Origin of the sequence: Paenibacillus sp. VT-400, assembly GCF_001029205.1 — a bacterium.
GTDB lineage: Bacteria > Bacillota > Bacilli > Paenibacillales > Paenibacillaceae > Paenibacillus > Paenibacillus amylolyticus.
The window spans coordinates 323,532-347,981 of record NZ_LELF01000067.1; the positions used below are offsets into that span (position 1 = coordinate 323,532).

Sequence of the window (24,450 nt, forward strand, 5' to 3'; positions counted from 1 at the left end):
ATATTGGCTTATAGTACTTCGTGACACACTCATTATAGCCGTGGATTAAAGGGATGGCTCTAAACAATCTTGTGTAATAATAGTCGGATCTTGTGAAGAGGGGGAAGAAGTCGTGCTGGATCTGAAAGCGCTTCACGAAAATACCCGAATTGACCATAAATCACATCCATTTCAGCTGTTCCAAAATCGGTGTTCAGATATGAAAGCTGAAGAATGCATTTTGTATTTGCATTGGCATGAACATTTTGAGCTGATTATCATGCGCAAGGGCAGTGCGCTGTTTCATATTGATAGCAAACCTTATGTGGTTCGAGCAGGTGAGGTCATCATCATTCCTGGAGGTACATTGCATGTCGGATATGCTCTGGATGAGGGGGATGTGCATTATGATTCCGTTGTGGTCAACCGTGCACTGTTCCATGATTTCACTCATGATCCTGTGCATGAGCAATATGTCGCGCCGTATTTGGAAGGAAGAGTGAGATTTCCGGTCAAACCGGCAGAGGAAAATACAGCCTGCACAGGCTATTATTCTTTGCTGAATGAAGCTGTGGAGGAAATGGCGTTACAGCCCCCGGCTTATCAGCTCGTGGTGAAATCCAAGCTGCATGCCTTGTTCACCCTGCTTGCGCGAACCTTTATGCCGCAACAGCTACCGGATAAAACGGTCGGATCGTATTTTCCAAACCGCGAACGTTTCAAACAGTTGATCGCACAGATTGAAGCGGACCCCACAGGTAAGATGTCTGTTACGGAAGCGGCGAGTCATGTGGGATTAAATGCGTATCACTTCTGCAAAATGTTTAAAAAGCTGACCGGACGTACCTTTGTGGAATACGTGAACGGGTGCAGGATGAGTGAGGCAGAGCGGCTGCTGCAAGGCAGCAGTCTGACCATTACGGAGATCGCCGCCAGAGTTGGCTGCGACAACGCTAACTATTTTACGAAGTTATACAAACAATACAAGGGCATGACTCCCTCGCAGGGACGGGGGAGAAAAGAAGGTTGAGCACGACCAGTTTAGCAGTAGTCTCGAATAAAAGGTCTATAAAGATGGTTCTGACCCTATGTAACTCGCAGTCGCAATTGTGAGCAGAAGCAGAAGTGGAAGCAGAAGCAGAAGCAGAAGCAGAAGTAGAAATAGAAGTAGCAGTAGCAGTAAAGCACACAACAATGATTACCGTAACCATAATCATCGCATACGCACATATACAAAGAATAACCCGGATAAAGGCCTCTTCAAGGCTGTTATCCGGGTGGTTTTGATTCAATAATATCAAGACAATCATCTATGTGTACAACGTGCTCATTTCATAAACCTAGAGAACAGACGATTGGCTTTCTTGGCGAGGTCGTCCATTTTGACGTTGGCATGATCGAACTGATTGTATCCCCATTTGATCGTTTGCAGCATGCGTGGAGATATGGGCGTTCCTTTGATCCGTGGATAGATGTTGTGATAAGCCCAGACAAGATGCTCCCAGCGATTGTCATTGCCCTCCTGGATATACTCGGATACGTCAATCACTTTCCCGCGTCCATCCTGAAGAATTACATTTTTCAGATGAATGTCGCGAGGGTTCAGCCCGCGGCTGCGAACGGCTTCTCGCGCTGCGTCCACATCGAGCATCACCTGCTCGGGGACGGGGATTCCTTTTTCCAAACATTCCAGCAAGGTATCCCCGGGTTCAAAACTGATCACGAGTACATTCCGGCCGCTGCCGTAATAGGTAGGGAAGTATGGCAGACCTTTGAGCTGTTCGTATACCTGTTTTTCATTTTCGAGTTTGTCCAAGGCATGATCCGAGTACATCTTGAAGGCATACTGCGGCAAGCCGTCATACGTAAATACAGCCGCATCCGTACCTGTGCCAATGCAATTCAATCCTTCTACATCGCCGATGATGTTCACGAGCTCATTCCGGTCGCTTCCGATGACTTGGATCTGTTGTAGTGCTTCTTCCGCCTGGAACCAATCCGGTCGATTCATGGGTGGTGCCTCCTTTTAGGATATGCCTGTACAATTTTTTTTCATATAATCATTTTCTAACGAACCGAGTAAGTCTTATTTCACGTAAATCGGCAGATCTGAAAATGTAACGAATCAGAGACACGCTATTGACTCATTTGCTTGCAATAAACACGTTCTACAACCGAAATAAGACTAATTAGCTTGTCTGGGGTTCGTTAGATTCCGTAAAACCTCGTGATCCACGTGATAAGGTGTGTGAGATTCGTTAGCGCCGGGCCCGCACTGGCCCCAGGCTAGACCCGTACTAACATCCCGGTCCCGAATTCGTGCCCTCTATAGAGTATATTATGCGTTCTGCTCCGCAATTTCATCTTTTGGTGATGTTACTATATAAACGATACGGATCGAATCGGAAACGGTTGCGTCAGAAGAAAATAACGGAAGCGCGCTTGCGACAAGGTTGCCCGGGCTTTATACTGTGAGCATTAAGGGATCTCATGCAGATCCGGCATACAGAAAGGCAGATTACTTATGGCACAATACCCGCAGTGGTCTTATTCGCAGTCGCGGGCGAGTATGTTCGATGAGTGCCTGCGCAAATATTATTATCATTATTACGGTGCCCATAACGGCTGGAAGACAGACTCTGCTGATGAGATGCAGGTTCGTCTGTACCGTCTGAAGCAACTCAGCAATCTGTATCTTGTCTTCGGGGATCTCGCACATCGGATGTGTGAGTCGGCGGTACGCAGCAGGGAAGAGGGCAAAGATAAACCGCGTGAACACTTCCTGGAACAGACGATACGCAAGCTGCTGAATCAGGCGTATGTGGAATCAATGGACGCGGATCAGTGGCGACTGAACCCCAAGAATCGCACGATGCTGTCCGAGATCTATTACGGGGATGACACGTTGAATGATCGGATCGCCACGATTAAGGAACGGGCTTCGGCCTGTGTCGGTAACCTGTACCAGACGCTTACGTGGGAGGACTTGTCCCGAGCAAGTACGGACATTCTGGAGATCGAGAAATGGGATACCATGATGCTGCACGATACACGTGTGTATGTGAAGATGGATTTATTGTATCGACGCAGTAACGGCAATATTGTCATTGTGGACTGGAAGACGGGCAAGGAAGATGACTTCTCGGATCAGCTAATGCTGTACGCGTCCTATGTGAGAGAGCATTACCGGGTTCCCTTGGAGCAGATTGAGCTGCGAGTGGAGTACTTGTTAACCGGAAAGCACCGAGAGTTTACCGCAACGGAAGAGGATATACAGAAGGTAGAAGAGAACGTAGGGCGTTACATCGAGGAGATGCGATCCTGCGTGGAGGATGAGTATTACAACCGTCCCAAGGACGTCACCTACTTTACGGCGATGCCATCGCACCGGTCCTGCCGGGATTGCAACTTCCGCGAAGTGTGCAGTGAGCGAGCGGTTTGAAGCACCAAAACCGGAGGAACCAAAAGGCCTTATACCAACCAACAAGCTATCCTATATGTGAAAAAAATCAAGAAGCGCAAGCCGGGAACATCATCTGCCCGACTTGCGCTTCTATTGCGTTCCACAGGCCTGGTGGCTAGGCGCCGGATGGAACGATCATATCAAGATTACTGGACAGCGGCGGTATTCTCCAGCGCCTGACCCGCAGGAACATAGGCATGCCCGAGATCCCGGGCAACCGCCTCATACGTGATGTGTCCATTCAGCACGTTAACCGCGCTGCGAATGGACGAACTGCCGCGAATCGCGGCGGCTGCACCGTGGTTGGCCAGCTGCAGCGCATAAGGCATGGTGGCGTTGGTCAGCGCCACCGTGGAAGTACGCGGCACGGCGCCCGGCATGTTCGCCACCGCGTAGTGCACGACGCTATGTTTCACATAGGTCGGTTCATCGTGGGTTGTGATATGATCAATGGTCTCAACGATCCCGCCCTGATCAATCGCGACATCCACTATGACCGAACCCGGTGCCATCGTCTTCACCACCTGCTCGCTGACAAGCGTTGGCGCCTTGGCGCCCGGAATCAGCACCGCACAGATCAACAGATCTGCCGCCGCAACAGCTGTTGCGATGTTAGACGGGCTAGATACTAGCGTGTGGATCTGATTGCCAAAGATATCATCCAACTGCCGCAGACGATTCAGATTCAGGTCAAGGATGGTCACATCGGCGCCAAGACCAATAGCAATTTTGGCTGCATTTGTTCCCACCGTTCCGCCACCAATAATGACCACTTTCCCCCGACTGACGCCGGGTACACCTGACAACAGAATGCCCTTGCCACCTTCTGTTTTCTCCAGTAGCTGTGCTCCGATCTGGGAGGCCATGCGGCCTGCAACTTCACTCATAGGGGTGAGCAGGGGTAGGGCACTGTTGACCTCCAACGTCTCATACGCAATAGCCGTTACCCGGCTTTTAATAAGGGCTTTGGCAAGCTCCGGTTCCGCTGCGAGGTGCAGGTAGGTGAACAGAATCAGTCCCGGACGAAAATATCCATATTCACTGGCAAGCGGTTCTTTCACCTTGATGATCATATCGGCTTCGGTCCACACGGACTTGGCATCCATCCGAATCTCGGCGCCCGCAGTTTGATATTCATGATCCGTGAATCCACTGCCGATCCCCGCGCCTTGTTCAATCAGTACCTGGTGACCGGCTCTGATGAAATCAGCAGCCCCGGCCGGAGTCATTGCTACACGATTCTCATTATTCTTGATTTCTTTGGGAATTCCGATTCTCATCACCATGCACCTCGTCCATTTATTGGTTGTTAGATTATACTACAAGTTTATGACTTGGATAATCGTTTTGCACCTTACTTGATGTCTAATCTTTAGGAATTTAACTCAACATATTGTCGAAAAAGACTGTTCAGGACATTTGTCCATGGATTATAATGTAAGAAAAAATAACACGAAGAGGGATCGCCATTGCGAAATGACCGTGTGTTTACGATCAAAGATATCCTTGCACGTCCGGTATTTGGCCGAGCACGACTAGCGGCAGGGAAGGATGGAGTGAACCGTCAGGTTGGCTGGGTTCATGTATTGGAGATTACCAATGTATCTCCATTCGTAAGCCCCCATGATCTTATTTTATCCACTGGACTGTGGCTTCAATCGGAAGAAGGGCGCGAAGAGTATCTGCTTCAGCTCATTGGCAGTGAGGCAGCGGGGCTATGTGTGGAGTTTGGTACCAGCATATACGGAATCCCGGAAGAGCTGATTGAACTGGCGGACAGACACCAGTTTCCGCTGATCGTATTTGAGCAACCGGTCCGTTTTGTCGAGATTACACAGGATATTCACTCTCTGCTCATTAATCATCAACATCAGTTGCTGAAAAGTCTGGAAGCATACTCCCGTCAGCTTCAGCAACGAACATTACAGAGTACGGATATGTTTGCTGTGCTGAACCTGCTGTATGAGTACGCTACCAAACCGGTGGTGTACATTTCGTCCATGGAGCCGGGCAGTTTTGTGCCCGAACTTGTTCCGGAGATGGAACAGGCCATCTATACCTGGTATGAGCAGGAGGTAGAACATCTGGATTTGAATGATTCAGATACTGAATTATGGTTCCACATCGACGAAGAGAAGGCTCTGTTGTGTCATCCGGTCGTCTGTTTTGGCCAGGTTTTTTCGGCTGTAGGCATGATTGTGCATCCCGCAGCTCCAGTGGAATATCTCAAGCTGTTGCTCGATTATACGGCGAAGGCGGCGGCAGCGCTCACGCTTCGTTCCCAGTTTCTTGAGGAGAAGATGGTCCGCAATCAGAATGAACTGATCCAGGATCTGATGAATGGCAACATCCATCAGGAGGAACAGGCTCAGACTCGAATGGGGCTTCGTTTGCTGGTGAAGGGACAGTACTGGTTTGCAGGAGGGGTCATCGAGATTGAGCATCGATTGAAGGGTACAGGCCGGGAGCGAATGGAAGCGAATCATCAGGATGTTCTTGTCCTGCTACGTTCCCTGCTCAAGAAGAACAATCTGCCTAGCCTGATTATGCTGAAGAACAACCAGGTATATCTGTGCTGTGCGAAGGAAGTGGTAACGACTGCTGCACGTCATCAGTTGCTACGATTGCTGGAAGGAATCGCTCTGGACGTGAAGCGGTTTGCGAGCCGTAACTTGAAACAGGTTATGATTCATGTGGGATTTGGCAAGTTACGCAACCGTTTGACCAGCCTGCCGGAGAGCCTTCAGGAGGCCTATCAGGTGATCGAAGTTTCGAGATCGGTAGATTCGATGGAACATGTTCACTTTTACGAACGTATGGGTATATATCAAATGTTAAAGGCGTTACCCCAATCCTTCCTGCAACCCTTTGTCCAGGATCACCTTGGTATGTTGATTGAACATGACCAAACGCATCACCTGCGATTGGTGGAGACGTTGGATGCTTACCTGCAGAACTTTGGTTCCAAACGGGATGCAGCTGCCCAGTTATTTATTCATCGGCAAACGTTGTACAACAGACTGGAGAAGCTGGAAGAACTGATGGGTCCAGGTTACATGGATCAAGGGAGAAGAATCTGTCTGGAGATGGCGCTGCTCGCGCACGCGATGATTGAGAATGGGCAGTGGCAATCCTCTTGATGAGGTGAAAGGGATGCAACACAGACTGTGCACCCATCTTACACTACCTTGAGCACAGTCTAGCAGTTTCTACTAATCCGCCGGGTATGTTGTAATGAAGCAGGCAGGCGTTGCAGAGTGGAAGTGGAGCGTCGGCCCCGATAAAGCTTCACTTGACCGGAGGATGGTGCCAGTGATAAGGAAGAAGGTGCAGCCAGCCGATACGGGGGGGATGACCGGTCAGGGAGTCCTTCCGGTTCTGCGACGTTGTCCTCCATTGAAATGCCACTTTGGTGCAGCCATTCATTAAGTCGTTTGGGATTGATTCCGAGTTGTCCGCTCAGATTACAGATATCGAGGTTTATTCTCACACAAATCCGCCTTTCCTGGAATATCGGGCTGGTAGTAGGGTATGAAAGGGAAGCATGAATTCGAGATCAGTAAATGCTCATGTAACATGTTGATTGCAGTTTGATCGGCGGAATGATCCATTATGATAAGAAATAATGCGGAGGCGTTTATGTATACCTTGTTATACGTTTCCATGTCCGCTGTTTTGAATATTTCCATTAAATTGGCTTTTAACAAGATTCTATCACTTCACATGCAATTGCGCGTCTCAATATAGTCTCAATTTTGTGAGAGAAAAAAGTATATTAAAAGTACCAGTATCTAGTACGGAGGACATATATGGGAAACAGTAGTGAGGCTCAATACGACAAATATCTTGAGGATGGCAAACGTTTCATTGGTCGAACCAAGGAACTGACGACACTGGAGCGGTGGTTCAATCATCCGGAAGCCCCATTAACCATATTTTCAATTACGGGTATGGGAGGCATTGGTAAATCTTCCTTGCTTTCAGAGATGTTATCTGTCTCTCGGGATCGAGGTGCGACGGCAATATGGATGGATGGTCGATCATGTGGGGCAACTCCTTCCGTTTTTATGGATTATTTGTCCTCTACATTAGGCTTGGAAACAATGGATAGTGAAGGATACCCGCGACCATTGAGTCTGCTGAGAGACACATCGATCGAGAAGAGATTGGTTCTGGCCGTGGATAATTATGAAGAGCTTGCTCTGTTAGAAAGCTGGTTCATGGAAGTCTTTGTATCCAAACTTCCGTTAAGAGGGATACTTGTCATTCTTGCATCACGCCCGGAACTGGCGTCCACCTGGCGGACACATCCCCGATTACATCAGAGATTTATACAGATGCGGCTTCAACATTTTACAGTTGATGAGATTACGGAATACATCACGGTGGCAGGCTTTCTGAATCAGGGGATGGCGGGTACCATTACGCGAATGACCGATGGACATCCGCTGGGGCTGGCCCTTGCTGTAGAAGCTGCGGATCAGAGGAGGAATCTTCCACAGTCCGAATGGGCTGAACTGTCACATATGATCAGTGCACGATTGTTATTGGAACTGACGAATTCCCGTCTACATCCCATGGTGGAGGTACTGACACTGATTGAGACAGCCAATCAGGAATTGTTATCATCTGTCCTGGACATGACTGTGACGCAAGAAGACTACCACATGCTGAGACAGATGTCGTTTATCCGTTCCGGTCCGGATGGTCTTGGACTGCATGACATGGCCAGGGTACATCTGCTACGGGATTTTCGACAGCGTGAGCCACATCGGTTGCAGACATTGCGTATCAAGATTGCGAAGCTGCTGAAACCGCTACATGAACACGCAGGGGCTCATGAGCGTCGTCAAATCGCCCGAAAGATGCTGCTGCTCTGTCAGGAATCGATGCTTCAATACCGCAAGTACGCAGACGTGTCTCGTGATTCCCTGTTCTCCCCTCTTGAGACGATGAGAAAAGAGGATCTGCCCGCTCTGCACAGCTTGTTACAGCAATGGTGCGAGTACAGCGTGGAACCATGGCAGGCTGTGTCCTATGGCCCGTTCCTGGATGAGCTGGCGCACCGTTATCCCGAAGGGATCGTATTGATGCGTGACCAGCTTGGAGAGTCAATCGCCATGTTCATTACAGTGCTAGTACATAGGGAAAGTAGCGGGCTGCTACTGAAGTATTTTCCAAATGAGATGAATGAATGCTTCACACCACAGGAGCTTGGCAATGATCCGGATCAGAGTGATACTCACTTTGCTTTGCTGGCTGCGGCAAGAGATGACGTGCCTGGTTACACACGAGAAGAACTGGTGGGGTATATGGCACTGGACCGACTGTCTCTACTGGGTGATGGTGCGCGAGCGATACTCGTTGCAACGAATCCTCACCTGAAACTATTTTTGCAAAGTATTGGATTCCAGATGCGAAGAACCCGCACTCGTGTCTGTGACAGATTCGAGGACCAGGCGGACATACTTGATTTGGATTTGCGTAGCGGGCATTTCGGAGAGTGGGTCATGTCTCTGCTTGATCCGAAATCAACAGAAGATCGTATACAGCCGGAAACAACAGAAGTGGATGGTGTCATCTGGACTGAACAGGATGTTCGCAAGATGTTGGGGGATCTTCGTTCCCCGGGAGAATTGCATGAATATGCTGACAGGGTTAGAGGAGTAAAGGATGGAATCCAGTTACAGCTGTATGTCATGGATCTGTTGGAAGGCAGAGTACATGGCCTATCTCCACAGGATCAGATGCTGTTATGCGCGGCCTACTGGACGCATGCTGGCAATCCAACTGCCGCAGCCCAGACGTGTTCCATGAGTCGGGCGACATTTTATCGCCATCTCAGAACAGCGCTGACTCGCTTGGCGCGGATTTTGTAGGGTTCTATTCGTTCGTCATACCGATAATGAAGACAAGAAGAGGCTGGTCATAGACCAAGCCTCTTCATGCGGTTATAGAGCGTTGCCCTGGAGATGCCAAGTTGCTTGGCGAGTGTTCGTTTGTTGCCATCTGCTGCTTTCAGATATTGAATTAGAAGCTGCGCCTCATAGGTGTCCAATTTTTGCTGGTAGGTAACACCTGAGACAAGTTCGGAATCATCTGAGGGATCTAATTCGTCCACATTTGCAACGGATCGAGGTTCTTTTTCTGGTTCTGCTCCCGCCGAATCCTGACGTTGCTGATTTTCGTTGTTGGCATATGAATGAATTCCGGATGTCAGTTGAACTTCGGACTGTTCTTGCATGATGAGGGAAGTGAGGGTATCGGGCAGATATTCCTGCTTCACCTCACCATCTGTCGTCAGAATGGTCAGGCGTTCGATCACATTTCGTAATTCACGTACGTTGCCTGGCCAATCATATTGGAACAGCAACTTGAACACTTCAGGTGGAACCAATTCAATATGACGGTTATAGAGCAATGAGAATTCTTGAAGGAACGTCTGGGTTAATTCATATATATCTTCCTTGCGCATACGCAGAGGAGGGATGACTAGGTTAATGACATTCAGCCGATAGTAGAGATCTTCTCGGAATTGATTACGGGCAATCATACTCATTAGATTCTGGTTGGTTGCTGCGATAATCCGGCAGTCGGCCTGTTTCATACGCGTTCCCCCCACAGGAAAGTAACTCTTCTCCTGCAACACCCGAAGCAGTTTCACTTGCAATTCCAATGGCATCTCACCGATCTCATCCAGAAAAAGAGTACCCCCTTCGGCAAGCTCAATCTTGCCCTTTTTGCCTTTGGGATCTGCTCCGGAGAAGGCACCTTTTTCGTAGCCGAACAACTCACTTTCAAACAAGGAAGCAGGAATTGCCCCACAGTTAATAGCGATGAACGGTGCAGTCTGCGATTCACGAAGATCATGAATGGCTTTGGCGAATAACTCCTTGCCTGTGCCGCTCTCTCCGAGGATAAGTACGGTTGCTGAGGTGGTACTGATCTTGCGTATGGTCTCCATGCACTGTTTGATGACCGGGCTGCTGCCCTTGATTCTGGCAAATGGATCTAATTCGGGACGTAGCCGAGCAACGGCTTTCTCCAGGTGCTGGACTTTGGAGGTCATATGTAATAGTTCCTGATGTAATCGGATTTCGGTTGTTATATCCACTTCTGCAGCAACTGCACCTACAATATGTCCATCCAGTTGGACAGGACGAGCATTAATCAGCGCGAAGAGGTCGGGCCGTGGCTGATGCTGTTTGCGATAGACCGTTTCACCGGTATACAACGTTTTGAGAGACTGTAGCCGATCTGGAGGGAAAAAGTCCGCTGCGGGTTGTCCGATGATGTCTTTTTTGCTGATCGAAAAAACATGCTCCGCGCCAGTTGTCCAGTAGGCCACTTTGGCATCTTCATTAATTAATGTCAGAGCTGAACCCGCTGTCTCCAGTGTGGTCTCAAAATAAGCTTCTATTAGGCGATGCGCATGCATCATGGCATGCAAAACATCGGATACGGCGATATATCCCAATAGAGGGCCATCATCCTGAATGAATAAATAAGAAGATGTGTCGAATAAGCAGAAGGCATCTACCAACGATGTTGATGACGGAATGGTAAGTGTGGGGAGGTCTGTATCCAGAACATCCATATCCGTACGCAATAAAGACATTAATTCTGGAAGTAAATGTTTCATCGATATCACCTCAGTTAGGGCATAACTTTCAGAACTGTACCTGTTACAAGGAACTTTTATGATCGGAGTAAATGGAAATATTTGAGTGAGATAGTTATCCATATTATAGCTTTCAAAGTGAAGTGTGTATAGATTTTTTGACATGAATCATACATAAGACAATCGGAAATAGTGGTTAATTTTGTTTTGTACAACTAGAATACGCTCTCAATCTGAAGCGAAAGTGAAGCATTCATGAACATGACAGTATCAGTTCGTTAATCTCAACACATTCACTGGGCAGGTTAAGTGATTCTATATGTTGACTCTCAATTTGTCCACACCATTAAGTATCGTCTGAATAATACTATACCAAGGACTGAAATGAATGAATTCAATCGAAGGAGGGTGATGAAATGGCGATTCTATCAACTGGGCCCATTGAGAATAATATTTCAGGAATAACGGGGATCCGACCAACTCAATCCGTTACGGTCAAAATCGATAACCGGAATGCGACAGATGTGTTCACAGTGCTTCTTCGGGGCTATTACCTTAATGGAGTCAGAACATTATATGTAGAAGAACTGCTCAATGTATCACCTAATCAGGTCATAACCAAAGTTTATAATGGGAATTTTGATGCTTTTGAGTTTGTATTTTCAACCTCAGACACGGCTGCTCCAGAAGCACAAATATCCGTATGGGGTAAAAATGCCGCAGGCGAATTAGTCGCGGCTCACCGATTGGTATCCCAGGAGTTATTGGGAGAAACGCTGAGCACAACGGGTGTAACTGGAGCCACTGGAGCCACGGGTATTACGGGAGTAACAGGAGGCACCGGAGCTACTGGAGTGACAGGAGCTACGGGAGTAACGGGAGGCACTGGGACCACCGGAGTAACAGGAGCCACGGGCGTTACGGGAGTAACGGGAAGCACCGGGGCCACCGGAGTAACAGGAGCGACGGGCGTTACGGGAGCAACGGGAAGCACCGGGGCCACCGGAGTGACAGGAGCCACGGGCGTTACGGGAGTAACGGGAGGCACAGGGGCCACCGGAGTAACAGGAGCCACGGGCGTTACGGGAGTAACGGGAAGCACTGGGGCTACTGGAGTGACAGGAGCGACTGGTGTTACGGGAGCAACGGGAAGCACCGGGGCTACTGGAGTGACAGGAGCCACTGGTGTTACGGGAGCAACGGGAAGCACCGGGGCTACTGGAGTGACAGGAGCCACTGGTGTTACGGGAGCAACGGGAAGCACCGGGGCTACTGGAGTGACAGGAGCCACTGGCGTTACAGGGGCAACCGGAATAACAGGGGCCACGGGTATTACGGGAGTAACGGGAAGCACTGGAGCTACTGGAGTGACAGGAGCAACGGGAAGTACCGGGGCTACCGGAGTGACAGGAGCCACGGGCATTTCTGGAGTAACGGGAAGCACTGGAGCTACTGGAGTGACAGGAGCGACTGGTGTTACAGGAGCAACGGGAAGTACCGGGGCTACCGGAGTAACAGGAGCCACGGGTATTACGGGAGTAACAGGAAGCACTGGGGTTACCGGAACAACAGGTGTCACTGGAGCAACCGGTACAGCAGGGCAAGGGTTGTCCTCTTATGCCTATATTTTTAATACTTCAGCTCAAACTGTAGCTATTGAAGCGGATGTAATCTTCGACAGCAACCAAAATCTTACTAATATTACTCATGCGCCCAATACCGCTGCGATTATTATTGGTAATGCCGGGGACTATGCGGTGTTTTTCAACGTTGCAGGTGTGCAGGCAAACCAATTCACCCTTTATCAAAACGGAGCCCCTGTAGGTGGCAGTGTCTATGGTTCAGGAGCTGGGACTCAACCGAATCCAGGCATGGTCATTATTACGGCTGCTCCCGGTGATGTGCTGACATTACGGAATCATTCCAGCGCATCAGCTGTTGGTCTGCAAACACTAGCAGGTGGAACACAGACCAATGCTAATGCTTCTATTCTTATTCAACAGTTAAGTGGTTAACTTTTAAATAATAAATGGGTGTGTCCAGAAAAATAGACATTTAAAATTGTGGTCCTATCTCATAATTAGTGGTTGACAGTCTTCGGTCGCAAATCATGGGAAGTTCTCACTTTAATAATTTTCGCATTAAAAGAGTCATAATATAAAGTCTAGCCGCTCTTTTTGAGTGGCTAGACTTTAGCTTAATTAATAGTTAAGTTCTCTCATTAAAAACATTATTACCGGCTAGGATTCCTGTAGAGCTCATAACCATCCTCTAGAACGCTGAAGTTCGTTAAACTTAGCATTTTTGTTTATCGCTTTAATATGCGGTGGGGTCGTTAGCGCTTGGAGCGAGAGAGCCCCTTTTCGTTATTGTATAACTTGGTTTACAGCCTTGGTTTAAATGCATCTCGATGTTCTCTCAGGAATGCATCAAGTGAACGCGGCGCTCTGCCAAGCAAGCGTTGGACCGTATCCGTCGGCTTCTCTGGCACAACGGAAGACATCGTCTGAATTTCCACAACGTGGTCTGCAAGCCAAGGAGGCATCTGTCCATGTTCGATCAGATCCGTTCGAAGCTCCTCGGGTTTGAGGTTGAAGAATCCGATCGGACGATTGAACAGGGTGGACATTTTATCTGCAATCTGTGCATAAGTGAATGCTTCGGAACCGGTAAGCGTATAGATGCGGTTCACTGGTTTGTCTCTAGTCAGCACTTCTGTGGCAATATCTGCGATGTCTCGGCAATCGATGAAGTTGCACGGGGAATCTCCAATGCAGCCGAAGAATACATCTTGAGTTGTAATGGTTGGTGCGAGTCGGAGCAGATTTTGCATAAAAGCATAGGGCCGCAGCATTGTATATGTCATCCCGGATTTCACTAGAGCTTGCTCGATTTGTTCATGCCAGCCTGCTACAGTTACTGGTGAACGTTCGTCATATGCTGGGCTGGATATTTTGACGACATGCTTGACTCCCTCTTGCGCAGCCATCTGAATAATGGATGTCTCTAGTTCCACTTGTTTAGGGTTGTTGGATAACGCTAGAAATAGTTGACTGGTACCCGCCAAAGCTCTGCGCATGGATTCGGAATCATTTGCATCGGCAGCACAGATTTCAATCCCGGACAACGCCAAGTCCGCCATTTGTTGACGAAGCTTATCCGGCTTTCTACTTACTGCCCGAACGGGAATACCTCTTTCCATCAAACGTCTCAAAAGTACATTTCCAATCATGCCTGTTGCTCCAATAATAGTAATCATGTTTCAATCTCTCCTTATAATGAACTTGTTTATTTGATAATGTAAGCTCGCCAGCGCCATGTCATGATCGTACAAGCTATTGCACCGGACAATGGAAAATCGAACCCAATATGATCCAACCAAGCCCATGAAGAACTCGGGTTTACGATCTGCAATACATTAGAAATCCCCCACGCCGCCACCAAGCCAAACCCTGCGCCTGCAAGTGCCAAGCAGCCCACGACAATGATTCGGGGGGCTTTTGCCACCCACCGTGTGCGGTTCTTACGGTTACGAAGCCAGAGTCCGGCCCATAGAGCCATAAGCAGAGACGCCCCTCCAATCGTTGTTAAAGCTCGTAACTGAAGGACTTCATCAGCGGTAACGATTCCCCCGATGCTTGCCATGATGGCAGGAGACAAGTAGGCCGGGATTAATTCACGCCACAGTACAAAAGGTTTTGGGGGAGGATTAGCAGCTCGGTTTGGATAAGCTTCCTCGGAATGAATGGGGTCATTAAGGTTAACCATATCACTACTCCTTTTTTGTTTAGAAATCACTGATTTGCTTTCATCTATAAGTAATTAGGAGCCTAACTATATGGCGATGGAAATGGGCTAGTTGAACTAGCCCGGTTCACCTTTCTTCGTTATGCTCCTAGGATTTTGGTTCGGAGAAGTCGTGTGACTCATCTGTAAGTGCAGCAATACCTTGTGTTACACGCCCCAGCAGGTTGAGAAACACACTCCTTTCCTCGATCGTAAGTAATCCAACCATCGCTTCCAGTCTGGCAAAATGTTCCGCAGCCATATCCGTTAGTTTCTTCGCACCTTTGGCGGTCAAAATGACTGACTTCTGACGACCATCAACGGAACTCGTCCGACGAGCAACCAGTCCGTCGCGTTCTAAAATCTCGATTAGACCAGTTACGGTAGCACGGGTTACACCCAGATTTTCCGCCAGTTGGGAGGGCAGTTCTTCTCCTTCGTGATCTTCAAGATCTGCCAACAGACGATATCGTCCTGTCGATAAACCAAATCTGGAGAAATGGATTTCTGCAGCATGCCCAAGTTTGGCTCCTGCTACCATCAGTCTGGATGCGACAAGCACGGCTTGTGCATCCACGTCTAATTGATAGCGATCAACCTGACGCTTCGTTTGTACTAACGAAGGGATGAGGTACATATCAGTTGTTGATTTGTTTTGATTGTCCATACATATAGTATGGTGCCTAACTATATAGTTGTCAACTTTTGTTTAGACCATTCGTCAAGTTGGATGCTCTCGTAAAGTGTTCGTACACAAAAAACCATGTGCCCAGAAAAAAAGAGGCGACATGGTTTTCTTTTGTCTTTTTTCATAAATATTGATCCAGCTGGAAAATAACTATCGGAACATATTCTTAACGACCATCCAGAGATTAGCCGGTTTTTCGGCCAAACGGCGGGTATAGTACGGATACCACATGGTGCCATAAGGTACGTAACAGCGAATGCGATAACCTTCTTTGGCGAGACGTTCCTGTTCGCTCATGCGCAGACCATATAACATCTGGAATTCAAAGGCATCCGGCGAGATTCCCCGATCCTTGGCGTATTGTTTCGTCCAGTTAATAATGTGATCATCATGCGAGGCAACCGCAGTGTATACACCCTGATCGAGGTGATTACGAATCATCGTTTTGAATTGATGAATGACTTCAGAAGTATTCTGATAGGCGACTGATCCGGGTTCTTTGTAAGCACCTTTAACCAGCCGAAGCCGAATACCTTCCCGAATCATATCACGTGTATCTTCTTCGGTGCGATGCAGGTAGGCTTGCAATACTGTGCCTGTATTATGCAGTCCTTCCGAGTGCAGTCTTCGGACAATATCCAGCGTCGCTTGAGTAAATGGACTATCCTCCATATCAATTCGAACAAATAGATCATGTAATTTGGCTTGTGCGGCAACGGTACGGATATTTTGGTAACCCTCTTCCGGGTCAAGTGCGAGGCCCATCTGGGTTGGTTTTAGCGAGACGTTGGATTCTGCGCCTTCACGTGCAATGCCTTCTACCAGGCGTACATACTCATCCCTGTACAATGCCGCTTCGCTCAGGCGGGTGATGCCTTCACCCAGATGATCGAGCGTAGCCATAATGCCTTTGTTATTGAGTATGCGGATCTCTTCGAGAGCTTCTTCCAAGGTGTTTCCTGCAATAAATTTGCCTGCCAGCTTCTTACCATATCTAATGGACAGGTTCTCTACAGCTTTGTTGCCTGCCACGGTTAATAAGGTTTTGCGATATATTTCCGTTCCCACACTCATTTTCGTTTCCTCCTTCAGCATTGTGCATCCTTAATTCAAGCAAGAAACGTGCCAGATTTGGCGATGGTCTACTATTTTTCATGGAAATTATCTATTTAAATTGAACTAAACATTTACACAAAACGGAGAGGACAGAAAGAACCTGAAGAAGCGGAGCGCTCGCCTTTATCCCCGGATTTTCCCTCTATAAAAAGGAAACAAAAAAATCTGGGGATAACAGCGATCGGAAGGTTATTCTGTCATCGGAGTGGCCCGTGTGAATTTTCTTTAGTTAAATTTAACGAGAAAAATATTTCGGTCTCAACCGGAGTTGGCACGGATTTTGCTACATATATTTGGTGATGAGTAACATGCAAAATAATTCAGGCGAGCAGCCAGCGAATCCCACATCCTGAAGGAGGAATCATTGATGAATATCCCTTTTGTTAACGAACCATTCACACCCTTTGCAGTCCAGGCGAACCAGGAAGCATTTGAAGACGCACTTCGTCAGGTAGAAGCTGAACTTGGGCAGGAATACCCGATTATTATTGGTGGGCAAAAAATAACAAGCAGCCGCACGTTAACTTCCGTGAACCCCGCAGCCAAGAATCAAGTTGTCGGAACGATCCATCAGGCAGATCAGGAAATGGCCGAAAAAGCCATTCAGACAGCGGCGGAGACATTCCAGACATGGAAACATACTGACCCGAATGAACGGGCCCGTTATCTATACAAAGCAGCTGCTATTATGCGGCGTCGCAAGCATGAATTTTCCGCATGGATGGTTTATGAAGCCGGCAAGACTTGGCCTGAAGCCGATGCGGATACAGCGGAAGCCATTGATTTTATGGAATTCTATGCACGTGATATGCAGAGACTGAGTGAACCGCAGCCCCTCGTGCGGATTGCAGGGGAAGATAATGAACTGAGTTATATACCGCTGGGCGTTGGTGTTGTTATTCCACCTTGGAACTTCCCACTGGCGATTATGGCAGGTATGACCTCTGCTGCACTGGTCTCCGGCAACACGGTGGTGTTAAAGCCAGCAAGTACAACTCCGGTGATTGCCGCCAAGTTTATGGAGCTGCTCGCAGAAGTTGGTCTGCCGGATGGCGTTGTGAACTTTTTACCAGGACCAGGCAGTGAAGTGGGCGATTATCTCGTGGATCATGCGCTCACCCGGTTTATCAGTTTCACCGGTTCCAGAGATGTAGGGCTGAGAATTAATGAACGTGCAGCACGTACAGCTCCAGGTCAGAAGTGGATCAAACGGGTTATTGCAGAGATGGGTGGCAAGGATTCCATCGTAGTAGACAGTGACAGTGATCTGGAACTCGCGGCAGAGTCCATTACCGCTTCGGCATTTGGTTTCTCAGGACAGAAATGTTCGGCGTGTTCCCGTGCCATTATTCATAAGGATGTATATGATGAAGTATTGCAAAAAGTGATTGAACGGACACAGAAACTGACGATGGGCAGTCCGCTTGAAGTTGGCAGTCAGGTTGGGCCAGTTATCGATGATAAGGCATATGCAAAGATCACGGAATATATTGAAATCGGCAAGGGTGAGGGGCGGCTTATGCACGGTGGCGGTACAGGGAACGTTGAAGGTTATTTCATTGAACCAACCATAATTGCCGATGTGGATCCCAAAGCCCGGATTGCTCAGGATGAGATTTTTGGACCTGTGCTTGCGTTCATCAAAGCAGAATCTTTCCAGGATGCTTTGGATATCGCCAATAATACAGACTATGGTCTGACCGGCGCGGTGATCTCACGTAATCGTGAACATCTGGAACAGGCAAGACGCGAATACTTTGCGGGTAATCTGTATTTCAACCGGAAATGTACCGGAGCACTGGTAGGCACACATCCATTTGGCGGATTTAACATGTCAGGCACGGATTCCAAGGCAGGTGGAAGAGACTATCTGCTGTTGTTTACCCAGGCGAAGCTGGTGTCGGAGAAATACTAGACAGGAACTCATGATCCAACTAAAAACTTCTTACATTCACTTGAATAGTATGCTATTATCCCTGCAAATCCTTTTGTTCGTATAAGAAACACAGATGCTTATTGCCTAAGGCATAAGGAGGGTAACGGATGTTAGGTGTTCAGTTGGTACAGGAACAACGTATTCGGCTGTCCATCACGCCGGAGATGAAACAATCCTTTCATTTGCTAACCATGTCTGGTCAGGATCTGACCCGTTATTTGCTGGATGCAGCGGAGGAAAATCCAGTACTTGAACTGGAAGAACAAGCTGCGCCTCTCGCCCGGATTCCGCGGCGAATGGATCAGCGCAGGTATGATTCCTATGACCCGTTACTTCAGGCCAAAGGTGCCGAACCTACTCTGGAACAATTGCTGATTGCGCAAATTCGAGTGATGACAATTCCAGACGAATTGGAAAATATGGCCGTATATTTGGCAGGGTGCGTTAATGATGATGGTTATCTGACGGTTGAACTGGCAGAGGTGCAAGCAACACTTGAGCTTCCGATGAGCAAGATTGCAGCGGGACTGGAGCTTCTCCAATCGCTGGACCCTGCTGGTGTAGGGGCGCGGAATCTGCAAGAATGTCTGTTGCTCCAGATTAGACGTGATCCATCAGCCTCGCTGAATGCGGAATGGATGGTGGAAGCAGGATTGGAAGCACTGGTTCCTTTTCACCCAGGTAGAACAGGGAGACGATTAGGCATGACTTCGCAGGAAGCTCAGACTGCCTATGACTATATTACACGTCTCGATCCCAAGCCCTGTCGATCGATCGGATGTATAGAACGGCCACATTACATTATTCCGGATGCCATTGTTGGGTTGCGTAACGGTGAGGTCCATTATAGTTTGCATGCAGCAGGTAACCCTCGGGTATCGATGAATGAAGCGTGCTTCCGCTGGATCAGGGAAGAGGCTCCGGACACAATCTGGTCTACCCGCGTGGCAGAGGCGAGGGCTATTATTCGGAGTGTACACTTGCGGCGCAGGACTTTAGTGCGTGTGCTGGCGGCAGTGATGGAAGAGCAGAAGCACTTTTTGGTCAAAGGCCCATCCGCGCTAAAACCACTTAATCTGGCTGTTATTGCAGAGAAGATTGGCATGCATGAATCAACGGTAAGTCGTGCGGTGAACGGTAAATACATTGAGACACCACATGGTGTATATGAACTCAGGGCTTTTTTTGCCTCGGGAATCAGTACAACGTCAGGGGATAAAACATCAGCATCAGCGGTGAAACGTAGATTAAAAGAAATCATTCGCACGGAGCAGGCTCAGCGTCCATACTCGGATAGTCATTTGGCCACACTGCTCGCCGAGGAGGGGATTGTCATCTCCCGCAGAACGGTTGCCAAGTACAGGGAGGAACTTCAGATTCTGCCTTCCCTTGAGCGTAAACGGTGGGCTTAATCGAATAGCTGGCTTCTTATCATCTCTGAATATAAGAACCCCCGCAAACCGGATGAACGGTCTGCGAGGGTTCTTGTTAATTATTTGTGTTTGGGTTGCTGCATTAGTTTTCCTGATTACCTACAAACGTTCCATATTACGCAGGAAGTGTTCTCCGGCAATCCCTGGTGTAGTCATCTGTTCCGGATGAAGAATCTCTTCCAGTTCTTCCGGTGTCAGCAATCCGCGTTCGAGAATAATCTCTTGCAAGGAAAGTCCAGTCTTGAGCGCTTCCTTCACGATGGAAGCTGCCACATTATAACCCAAGTGTGGGTTCAACGCCGTAACCATACTGAAACTTTGATTCATGATTAATTCGCAGCGCTCACGGTTAGCTTCCATCTCTTCAACGGCATAACGCGTGAAAACATCGATGCCGTTATTCATGATTTTCAGCGATTGCAGCAAGTTGAACGCAATAACTGGGCCCATGACATTCAGCTCGAATTGACCAGCTTCACACGCCATACAGATCGTATGGTCGTTCCCCATCACCTGGAAGGATACCTGGTTAATGACTTCCGCCATAACGGGGTTGACTTTGCCCGGCATAATGGACGAACCTGGCTGACGCGGTGGCAGGCGCAATTCATTGAATCCTGCACGCGGGCCTGAAGCCATCAATCGAATGTCATTACAGATTTTGGAAAGGCTAACCGCACATACCTTCAGCGCCGCTGAAAGTTCCAGATAGGCATCTGTGTTCTGGGTTGCATCCACGAGATCCTCAGCTGTTTGTAGTGGTAGTCCGGTAACAGCTGACAGGTGCTCTGTAACCTTGACGATATATTCGGGTTTGGCATTGAGTCCTGTACCTACCGCAGTTGCACCCATGTTTATGGTAAGCAAGCGACGATTGGCGAATTCAAGACGCTCAATATCCCGTCCGATGACACGGGCATAAGCTCCGAATTCTTGTCCAAGGCGAATAGGTACGGCATCCTGAAGATGGGTACGGCCAACCTTGACCACATCGTTGAATTCCACTTCTTTTTTACGGAACGCATCCTGTAGTCTTCTCATGGTAGCGAGTAACGTCTCCGACAGTTGGTACGCCGCAATGCGCAGTGCTGTAGGAACCACGTCATTAGTAGATTGGGACATGTTCACATGATTATTGGGATTGCAATGGAAGTAGTCTCCCTTGCTTTTGGTTAACAGTTCCAGCCCGCGGTTGGCCAAAATTTCATTCATATTCATATTCATGGAGGTGCCTGCACCGCCCTGAATGGAGTCTACAATAAAATGATCCAGATGATGGCCTTTCATCATTTCTTCAGCTGCCATGACGATCACATCGCCAATCTTGCTCGGCAGCATCTTCAACTCCATGTTGGTAATCGCTGCTGCCTTCTTCACCGCAGCCAGAGCCGTGATCAGCTCCCGGTGTACCGGAACGCCGGTAATCGGGAAGTTTTCCACGGCCCGTACCGTCTGAATTCCGTAATAAGCATAAGCCGGGATTTCTTTTTCACCGATAAAATCTTTTTCCGTCCGTGTGGACATAGTAGACATCTCGTTCGCCTCCAGTGGCATCAATAAAAATAGTTCGGCTTCAGCGTTGCTGAAGCGCACTCAGTATATCATTTAAGCAAAATGGATGCCAATCTAAATCATTTGGCCTCTTGTGCCGATAATAAATAAAATTAGGGATATTAAATGGAATATTATTCAATTTTTAAGAAAGGGAGGAGTGGCCAAGCTTGTCTTATACATTATGCGCTATATGGTAGAGAAGTCATGCATGAACGGCAAGTATGAGGGGAAATAGAACGTTTTCAGTGATGTATATCACATGAAATTTGGTACTTGATTGGTAAAATAGGAAAAAAGGACTACGGGGTGTGCACATGAAATGGACTTTAGGAGCAAAGACTGTCGCAGGTCTGGTACTGATTTCGATTATTACCTACGGAACTAGCGGCTTTTTTATATTTTTTGTCAAAGACTGGGTTACGTTAGATATTCCGAATTGGGTATACATATCGATTATCCTGATCATGGGAGTATGCTGGAACGGAATTCTGGGATGGTTTGCCTCACGCTGGCTGACTCGTCCAATCGTTCACCTGTCCCGGGCTGCACAGCAGGTTTCAGCGGGAGATCTGACAACCGAGATTCCGCAGCGACGCACGCAGGATGAACTTACTGTATTATATGATGCTTTTCGCGCAATGGTTTCTAACCTTCGAAGCATTGTAAATGATATTGCAGACAGTACAAGAACGACTTCACAGAACGCACAGTCTCTGAGTGAAGCGATTACCCAGGCCGCTGAACAGATCGAGATGATGTCGGATGCGGTAGATCATATTGCAGTAGGCGTAGAAGAGCAGAAGGTCACTTCCCATCAATCTTTGATCACTGCGGATGAGATGCTGAACGATTTCCAACGTATGCATAGCCAGTCAATGGACATGACAGAGATGTCCGGTCAGATGGAACGATCGGTGGATCATACAAAACAGACTTTCTCATCGTTGATGAAAGGGATGGACGAGCTGGCCGAGTCGCACAATCGTTCCCGCGATATTATGCTGTTGCTGGAGAAGGAAGCCTCCGATATCGAGGTAATTACCCAGTCTGTCAAAAACATCGCAGAGGAAACTGGGTTACTTGCCTTGAATGCTTCCATTGAGGCTGCACGAGCTGGCGAAGAGGGTTCTGGTTTTGCAGTCGTGGCGCAGCAGATCCGCAAGCTGGCAGACGAAAGTAAGGAATCGGTACACCGTATTAATGAGCTGATTAGTCGTGTGCAAGAGCGGATCAGGGAGACAGCCCAACTGTCTCATGAGCAGCATGGTCTCGTGGTTAATGAATCGGAGCGGACCGTCTCTGTGGATCAGACGTTGCATGAACTGACAGGTACAGTGGAAGTATTTATGAAGGGTGCACATGATATCGGCTCCAAGATTGCAGAACAGACCGGTCGCGTGGAGCAAACGCACGGTCATGTGAAGAAGATCCAAGGGAAAGCTGGATCGTTCTCGGATGAGGCGAGACGAATTATGGATGCCGCACACGAAGAGACAGCCATCATGGAGGAGATTTCATCCTCGGCTGAAGAACTGAGACAATTAACCGATCGGTTATTGGACAAAACCAAAGCATTCCGGATGCAGCCTTAAGCTGTGTTCGGGATTTTTTTTGTTTTTGGAGCACAGTTTTGGCATGATAATTTGCTTATTCTGGTTAAAGCCGAACGTTCTTTCGTGAAAACGAAAATTTGTAAAGATTATTTTATGAAAGATTAACAAATTCGCAACTTGCAGGCGATAAATGAAGATATAATAGGATTATCACAACAGATAAAGGAGCCCAGTATATTGAAAACTTGGACAGGTATCCTGCTGATGATTATTTTGGCGGTAGCTACGATTAGTACAACTTCGGCTGCCAGAACCATGAATGAATCGCAAAAACAGCTTAACATAGATGATCAATCCAGCCAGACCGAAGTGGTCGAGGCTTCCAATATAGATAAACTGCATGACACAACGAAGACAACACAGGAATCCATTCCTGTGAAAGAGGAATACGTTTCGGTAGCTCCAGAGAATGAGAACGTCAGATTATACCCTATGAAAGTTGAGGGTTCAGGATATATATATAACGGAATGATTTTGGAAGTGGACGGCAAAACGCGAGAATTTAGTGATTGGCAGGGAGAAGGCGGGTCTTACAAACCCGAAGTGCACGAGTTGGATCTGAATGGAGACGGCCAGAAAGAAATTATCGTTTTGTACACGGAAGGTCATGGAACAGGTATTTATTTGGGACAAGCACGTATCATTAATCCAGTAACGCTGGAAGAGATGAAGATGCAATCTCTGGATGAGATTGCGAAACAGCATGTGAAGTCAAAAGTTACGGTTAGATCAGACCGTGTGGATGTTGATGTCGCCGTTGATGGCGTTCAAGCAGAACCTTTACGGATCGAGGAAGATACGAGTGGCGGCGTATATAACGAAGAATTAGGATTCGGTGGAGTAACCTATTACAGTGTAGAGGATGGTCAGCTTGTCGTATCAGCAGCAGGATCTTACGGTGCGGCTTTGTATGCGGGTGATCTGACATTCACTTATGAGTATCAAGATGGCGAGTGGAAGGCCGTAGATTTGAAGTACAGCATGGAAGTGTATGAAGAAGAATATTATGAATCTTTTGATTGATATCATCCTGTTGATATCATAGTGCAGTGGGAATTAAAAGTTCTCGATTGTGGAGTTAAGTGAACAACTGACAAGAATATCTTCCTTTCTCCGTATACGGACAATGGGAAACAGGGCGAGGCTGAAAAAAATGGGGACATACAGCCTCGTTTTGTGCTGCCCGGAAATAGGCAATGTGTACTAAAAATGCAGTAAACAATTGACATTATCACTTTAGTCGTTTAAATGTATAAAGGAC

The 24,450-nt window shown here is 47.8% G+C and carries 18 protein-coding genes; 9 read left to right on the forward strand and 9 right to left on the reverse strand.

The window, feature by feature from the left end; genetic code table 11:
• Positions 1 to 112 precede the first annotated feature (112 nt).
• Positions 113 to 1,009 carry a helix-turn-helix transcriptional regulator gene (locus EL84_RS12105; RefSeq protein ID WP_047841878.1) on the forward strand — a complete coding sequence of 299 codons (897 nt, stop codon included), beginning with the start codon at positions 113 to 115 and terminating at the stop codon, positions 1,007 to 1,009.
• A 297-nt stretch (positions 1,010 to 1,306) separates the two neighbouring features.
• Here the strand turns inward: EL84_RS12105 and EL84_RS12110 are convergent, their stop codons facing one another.
• Entirely contained in the window at positions 1,307 to 1,990 is a 684-nt protein-coding gene (locus EL84_RS12110; RefSeq protein WP_047841879.1) for a serine/threonine protein kinase, read from the reverse strand.
• Between the two features lie 513 nt (positions 1,991 to 2,503).
• Here EL84_RS12110 and EL84_RS12115 point away from each other — a divergent pair.
• Positions 2,504 to 3,421 (forward strand): PD-(D/E)XK nuclease family protein, encoded by a 918-nt coding sequence (locus EL84_RS12115; protein WP_047841880.1) that lies wholly within the window; start codon positions 2,504 to 2,506, stop codon positions 3,419 to 3,421.
• Between the two features lie 167 nt (positions 3,422 to 3,588).
• Here the strand turns inward: EL84_RS12115 and ald are convergent, their stop codons facing one another.
• A complete protein-coding gene (gene ald, locus EL84_RS12120; RefSeq protein ID WP_047841881.1) occupies positions 3,589 to 4,722 on the reverse strand; it encodes an alanine dehydrogenase in 1,134 nt (377 codons plus the stop codon).
• Between the two features lie 189 nt (positions 4,723 to 4,911).
• Between ald and EL84_RS12125 the strand changes: the two genes are divergently transcribed.
• A complete protein-coding gene (locus EL84_RS12125) occupies positions 4,912 to 6,582 on the forward strand; it encodes a PucR family transcriptional regulator (protein ID WP_047841882.1) in 1,671 nt (556 codons plus the stop codon).
• A gap of 59 nt (positions 6,583 to 6,641) precedes the next feature.
• On the opposite strand, the gene EL84_RS31730 is transcribed toward EL84_RS12125, so the two are convergent.
• The gene (locus EL84_RS31730; RefSeq protein ID WP_152683010.1) at positions 6,642 to 6,932 is read right to left on the reverse strand and encodes a hypothetical protein; all 291 of its coding nucleotides are present in this window, start codon (positions 6,930 to 6,932) and stop codon (positions 6,642 to 6,644) included.
• A gap of 319 nt (positions 6,933 to 7,251) precedes the next feature.
• On the opposite strand from EL84_RS31730, the gene EL84_RS12135 reads away from it, so the two are divergent.
• The gene (locus EL84_RS12135) at positions 7,252 to 9,321 is read left to right on the forward strand and encodes an ATP-binding protein (protein ID WP_036672392.1); all 2,070 of its coding nucleotides are present in this window, start codon (positions 7,252 to 7,254) and stop codon (positions 9,319 to 9,321) included.
• Positions 9,322 to 9,368: 47 nt separating this feature from the next.
• On the opposite strand, the gene EL84_RS12140 is transcribed toward EL84_RS12135, so the two are convergent.
• Complete coding sequence (locus EL84_RS12140; RefSeq protein WP_047841884.1) at positions 9,369 to 11,084, reverse strand: sigma-54 interaction domain-containing protein; 1,716 nt, start codon at positions 11,082 to 11,084, stop codon at positions 9,369 to 9,371.
• A gap of 395 nt (positions 11,085 to 11,479) precedes the next feature.
• Here EL84_RS12140 and EL84_RS12145 point away from each other — a divergent pair, with 395 nt between their 5' ends.
• Positions 11,480 to 13,078, forward strand: coding sequence for a beta strand repeat-containing protein (locus tag EL84_RS12145; protein WP_047841885.1), 1,599 nt, complete (start codon positions 11,480 to 11,482; stop codon positions 13,076 to 13,078).
• Positions 13,079 to 13,446: 368 nt separating this feature from the next.
• On the opposite strand, the gene EL84_RS12150 is transcribed toward EL84_RS12145, so the two are convergent.
• The 4 genes from EL84_RS12150 to EL84_RS12165 all read right to left on the reverse strand — a co-directional run bounded on the left by EL84_RS12150 (position 13,447) and on the right by EL84_RS12165 (position 16,611).
• On the reverse strand, positions 13,447 to 14,322 hold the full coding sequence (locus tag EL84_RS12150) for an SDR family oxidoreductase (protein ID WP_036612068.1): 876 nt from the start codon (positions 14,320 to 14,322) through the stop codon (positions 13,447 to 13,449).
• A 29-nt stretch (positions 14,323 to 14,351) separates the two neighbouring features.
• Positions 14,352 to 14,831, reverse strand: a complete 480-nt coding sequence (locus tag EL84_RS12155) for a hypothetical protein (protein ID WP_036612071.1) — start codon at positions 14,829 to 14,831, stop codon at positions 14,352 to 14,354.
• Positions 14,832 to 14,958: 127 nt separating this feature from the next.
• A complete protein-coding gene (locus tag EL84_RS12160) occupies positions 14,959 to 15,516 on the reverse strand; it encodes a MarR family winged helix-turn-helix transcriptional regulator (protein ID WP_047841886.1) in 558 nt (185 codons plus the stop codon).
• Positions 15,517 to 15,687: 171 nt separating this feature from the next.
• On the reverse strand, positions 15,688 to 16,611 hold the full coding sequence (locus EL84_RS12165) for a proline dehydrogenase family protein (protein ID WP_047841887.1): 924 nt from the start codon (positions 16,609 to 16,611) through the stop codon (positions 15,688 to 15,690).
• Between the two features lie 409 nt (positions 16,612 to 17,020).
• Here EL84_RS12165 and pruA point away from each other — a divergent pair, with 409 nt between their 5' ends.
• Together pruA and rpoN are read left to right on the forward strand one after the other, a co-directional pair.
• Positions 17,021 to 18,568, forward strand: a complete 1,548-nt coding sequence (gene pruA, locus EL84_RS12170) for an L-glutamate gamma-semialdehyde dehydrogenase (RefSeq protein WP_047841888.1) — start codon at positions 17,021 to 17,023, stop codon at positions 18,566 to 18,568.
• A gap of 128 nt (positions 18,569 to 18,696) precedes the next feature.
• A complete protein-coding gene (rpoN, locus tag EL84_RS12175) occupies positions 18,697 to 20,001 on the forward strand; it encodes an RNA polymerase factor sigma-54 (RefSeq protein WP_047841889.1) in 1,305 nt (434 codons plus the stop codon).
• Positions 20,002 to 20,121: 120 nt separating this feature from the next.
• Here the strand turns inward: rpoN and EL84_RS12180 are convergent, their stop codons facing one another.
• Positions 20,122 to 21,555, reverse strand: coding sequence for an aspartate ammonia-lyase (locus EL84_RS12180; protein ID WP_047841890.1), 1,434 nt, complete (start codon positions 21,553 to 21,555; stop codon positions 20,122 to 20,124).
• Positions 21,556 to 21,890: 335 nt separating this feature from the next.
• On the opposite strand from EL84_RS12180, the gene EL84_RS12185 reads away from it, so the two are divergent.
• On the forward strand, positions 21,891 to 23,168 hold the full coding sequence (locus EL84_RS12185) for a methyl-accepting chemotaxis protein (protein WP_036672371.1): 1,278 nt from the start codon (positions 21,891 to 21,893) through the stop codon (positions 23,166 to 23,168).
• A 198-nt stretch (positions 23,169 to 23,366) separates the two neighbouring features.
• Entirely contained in the window at positions 23,367 to 24,212 is an 846-nt protein-coding gene (locus EL84_RS12190; protein WP_053061463.1) for a hypothetical protein, read from the forward strand.
• The last annotated feature ends 238 nt before the right edge of the window (positions 24,213 to 24,450 follow it).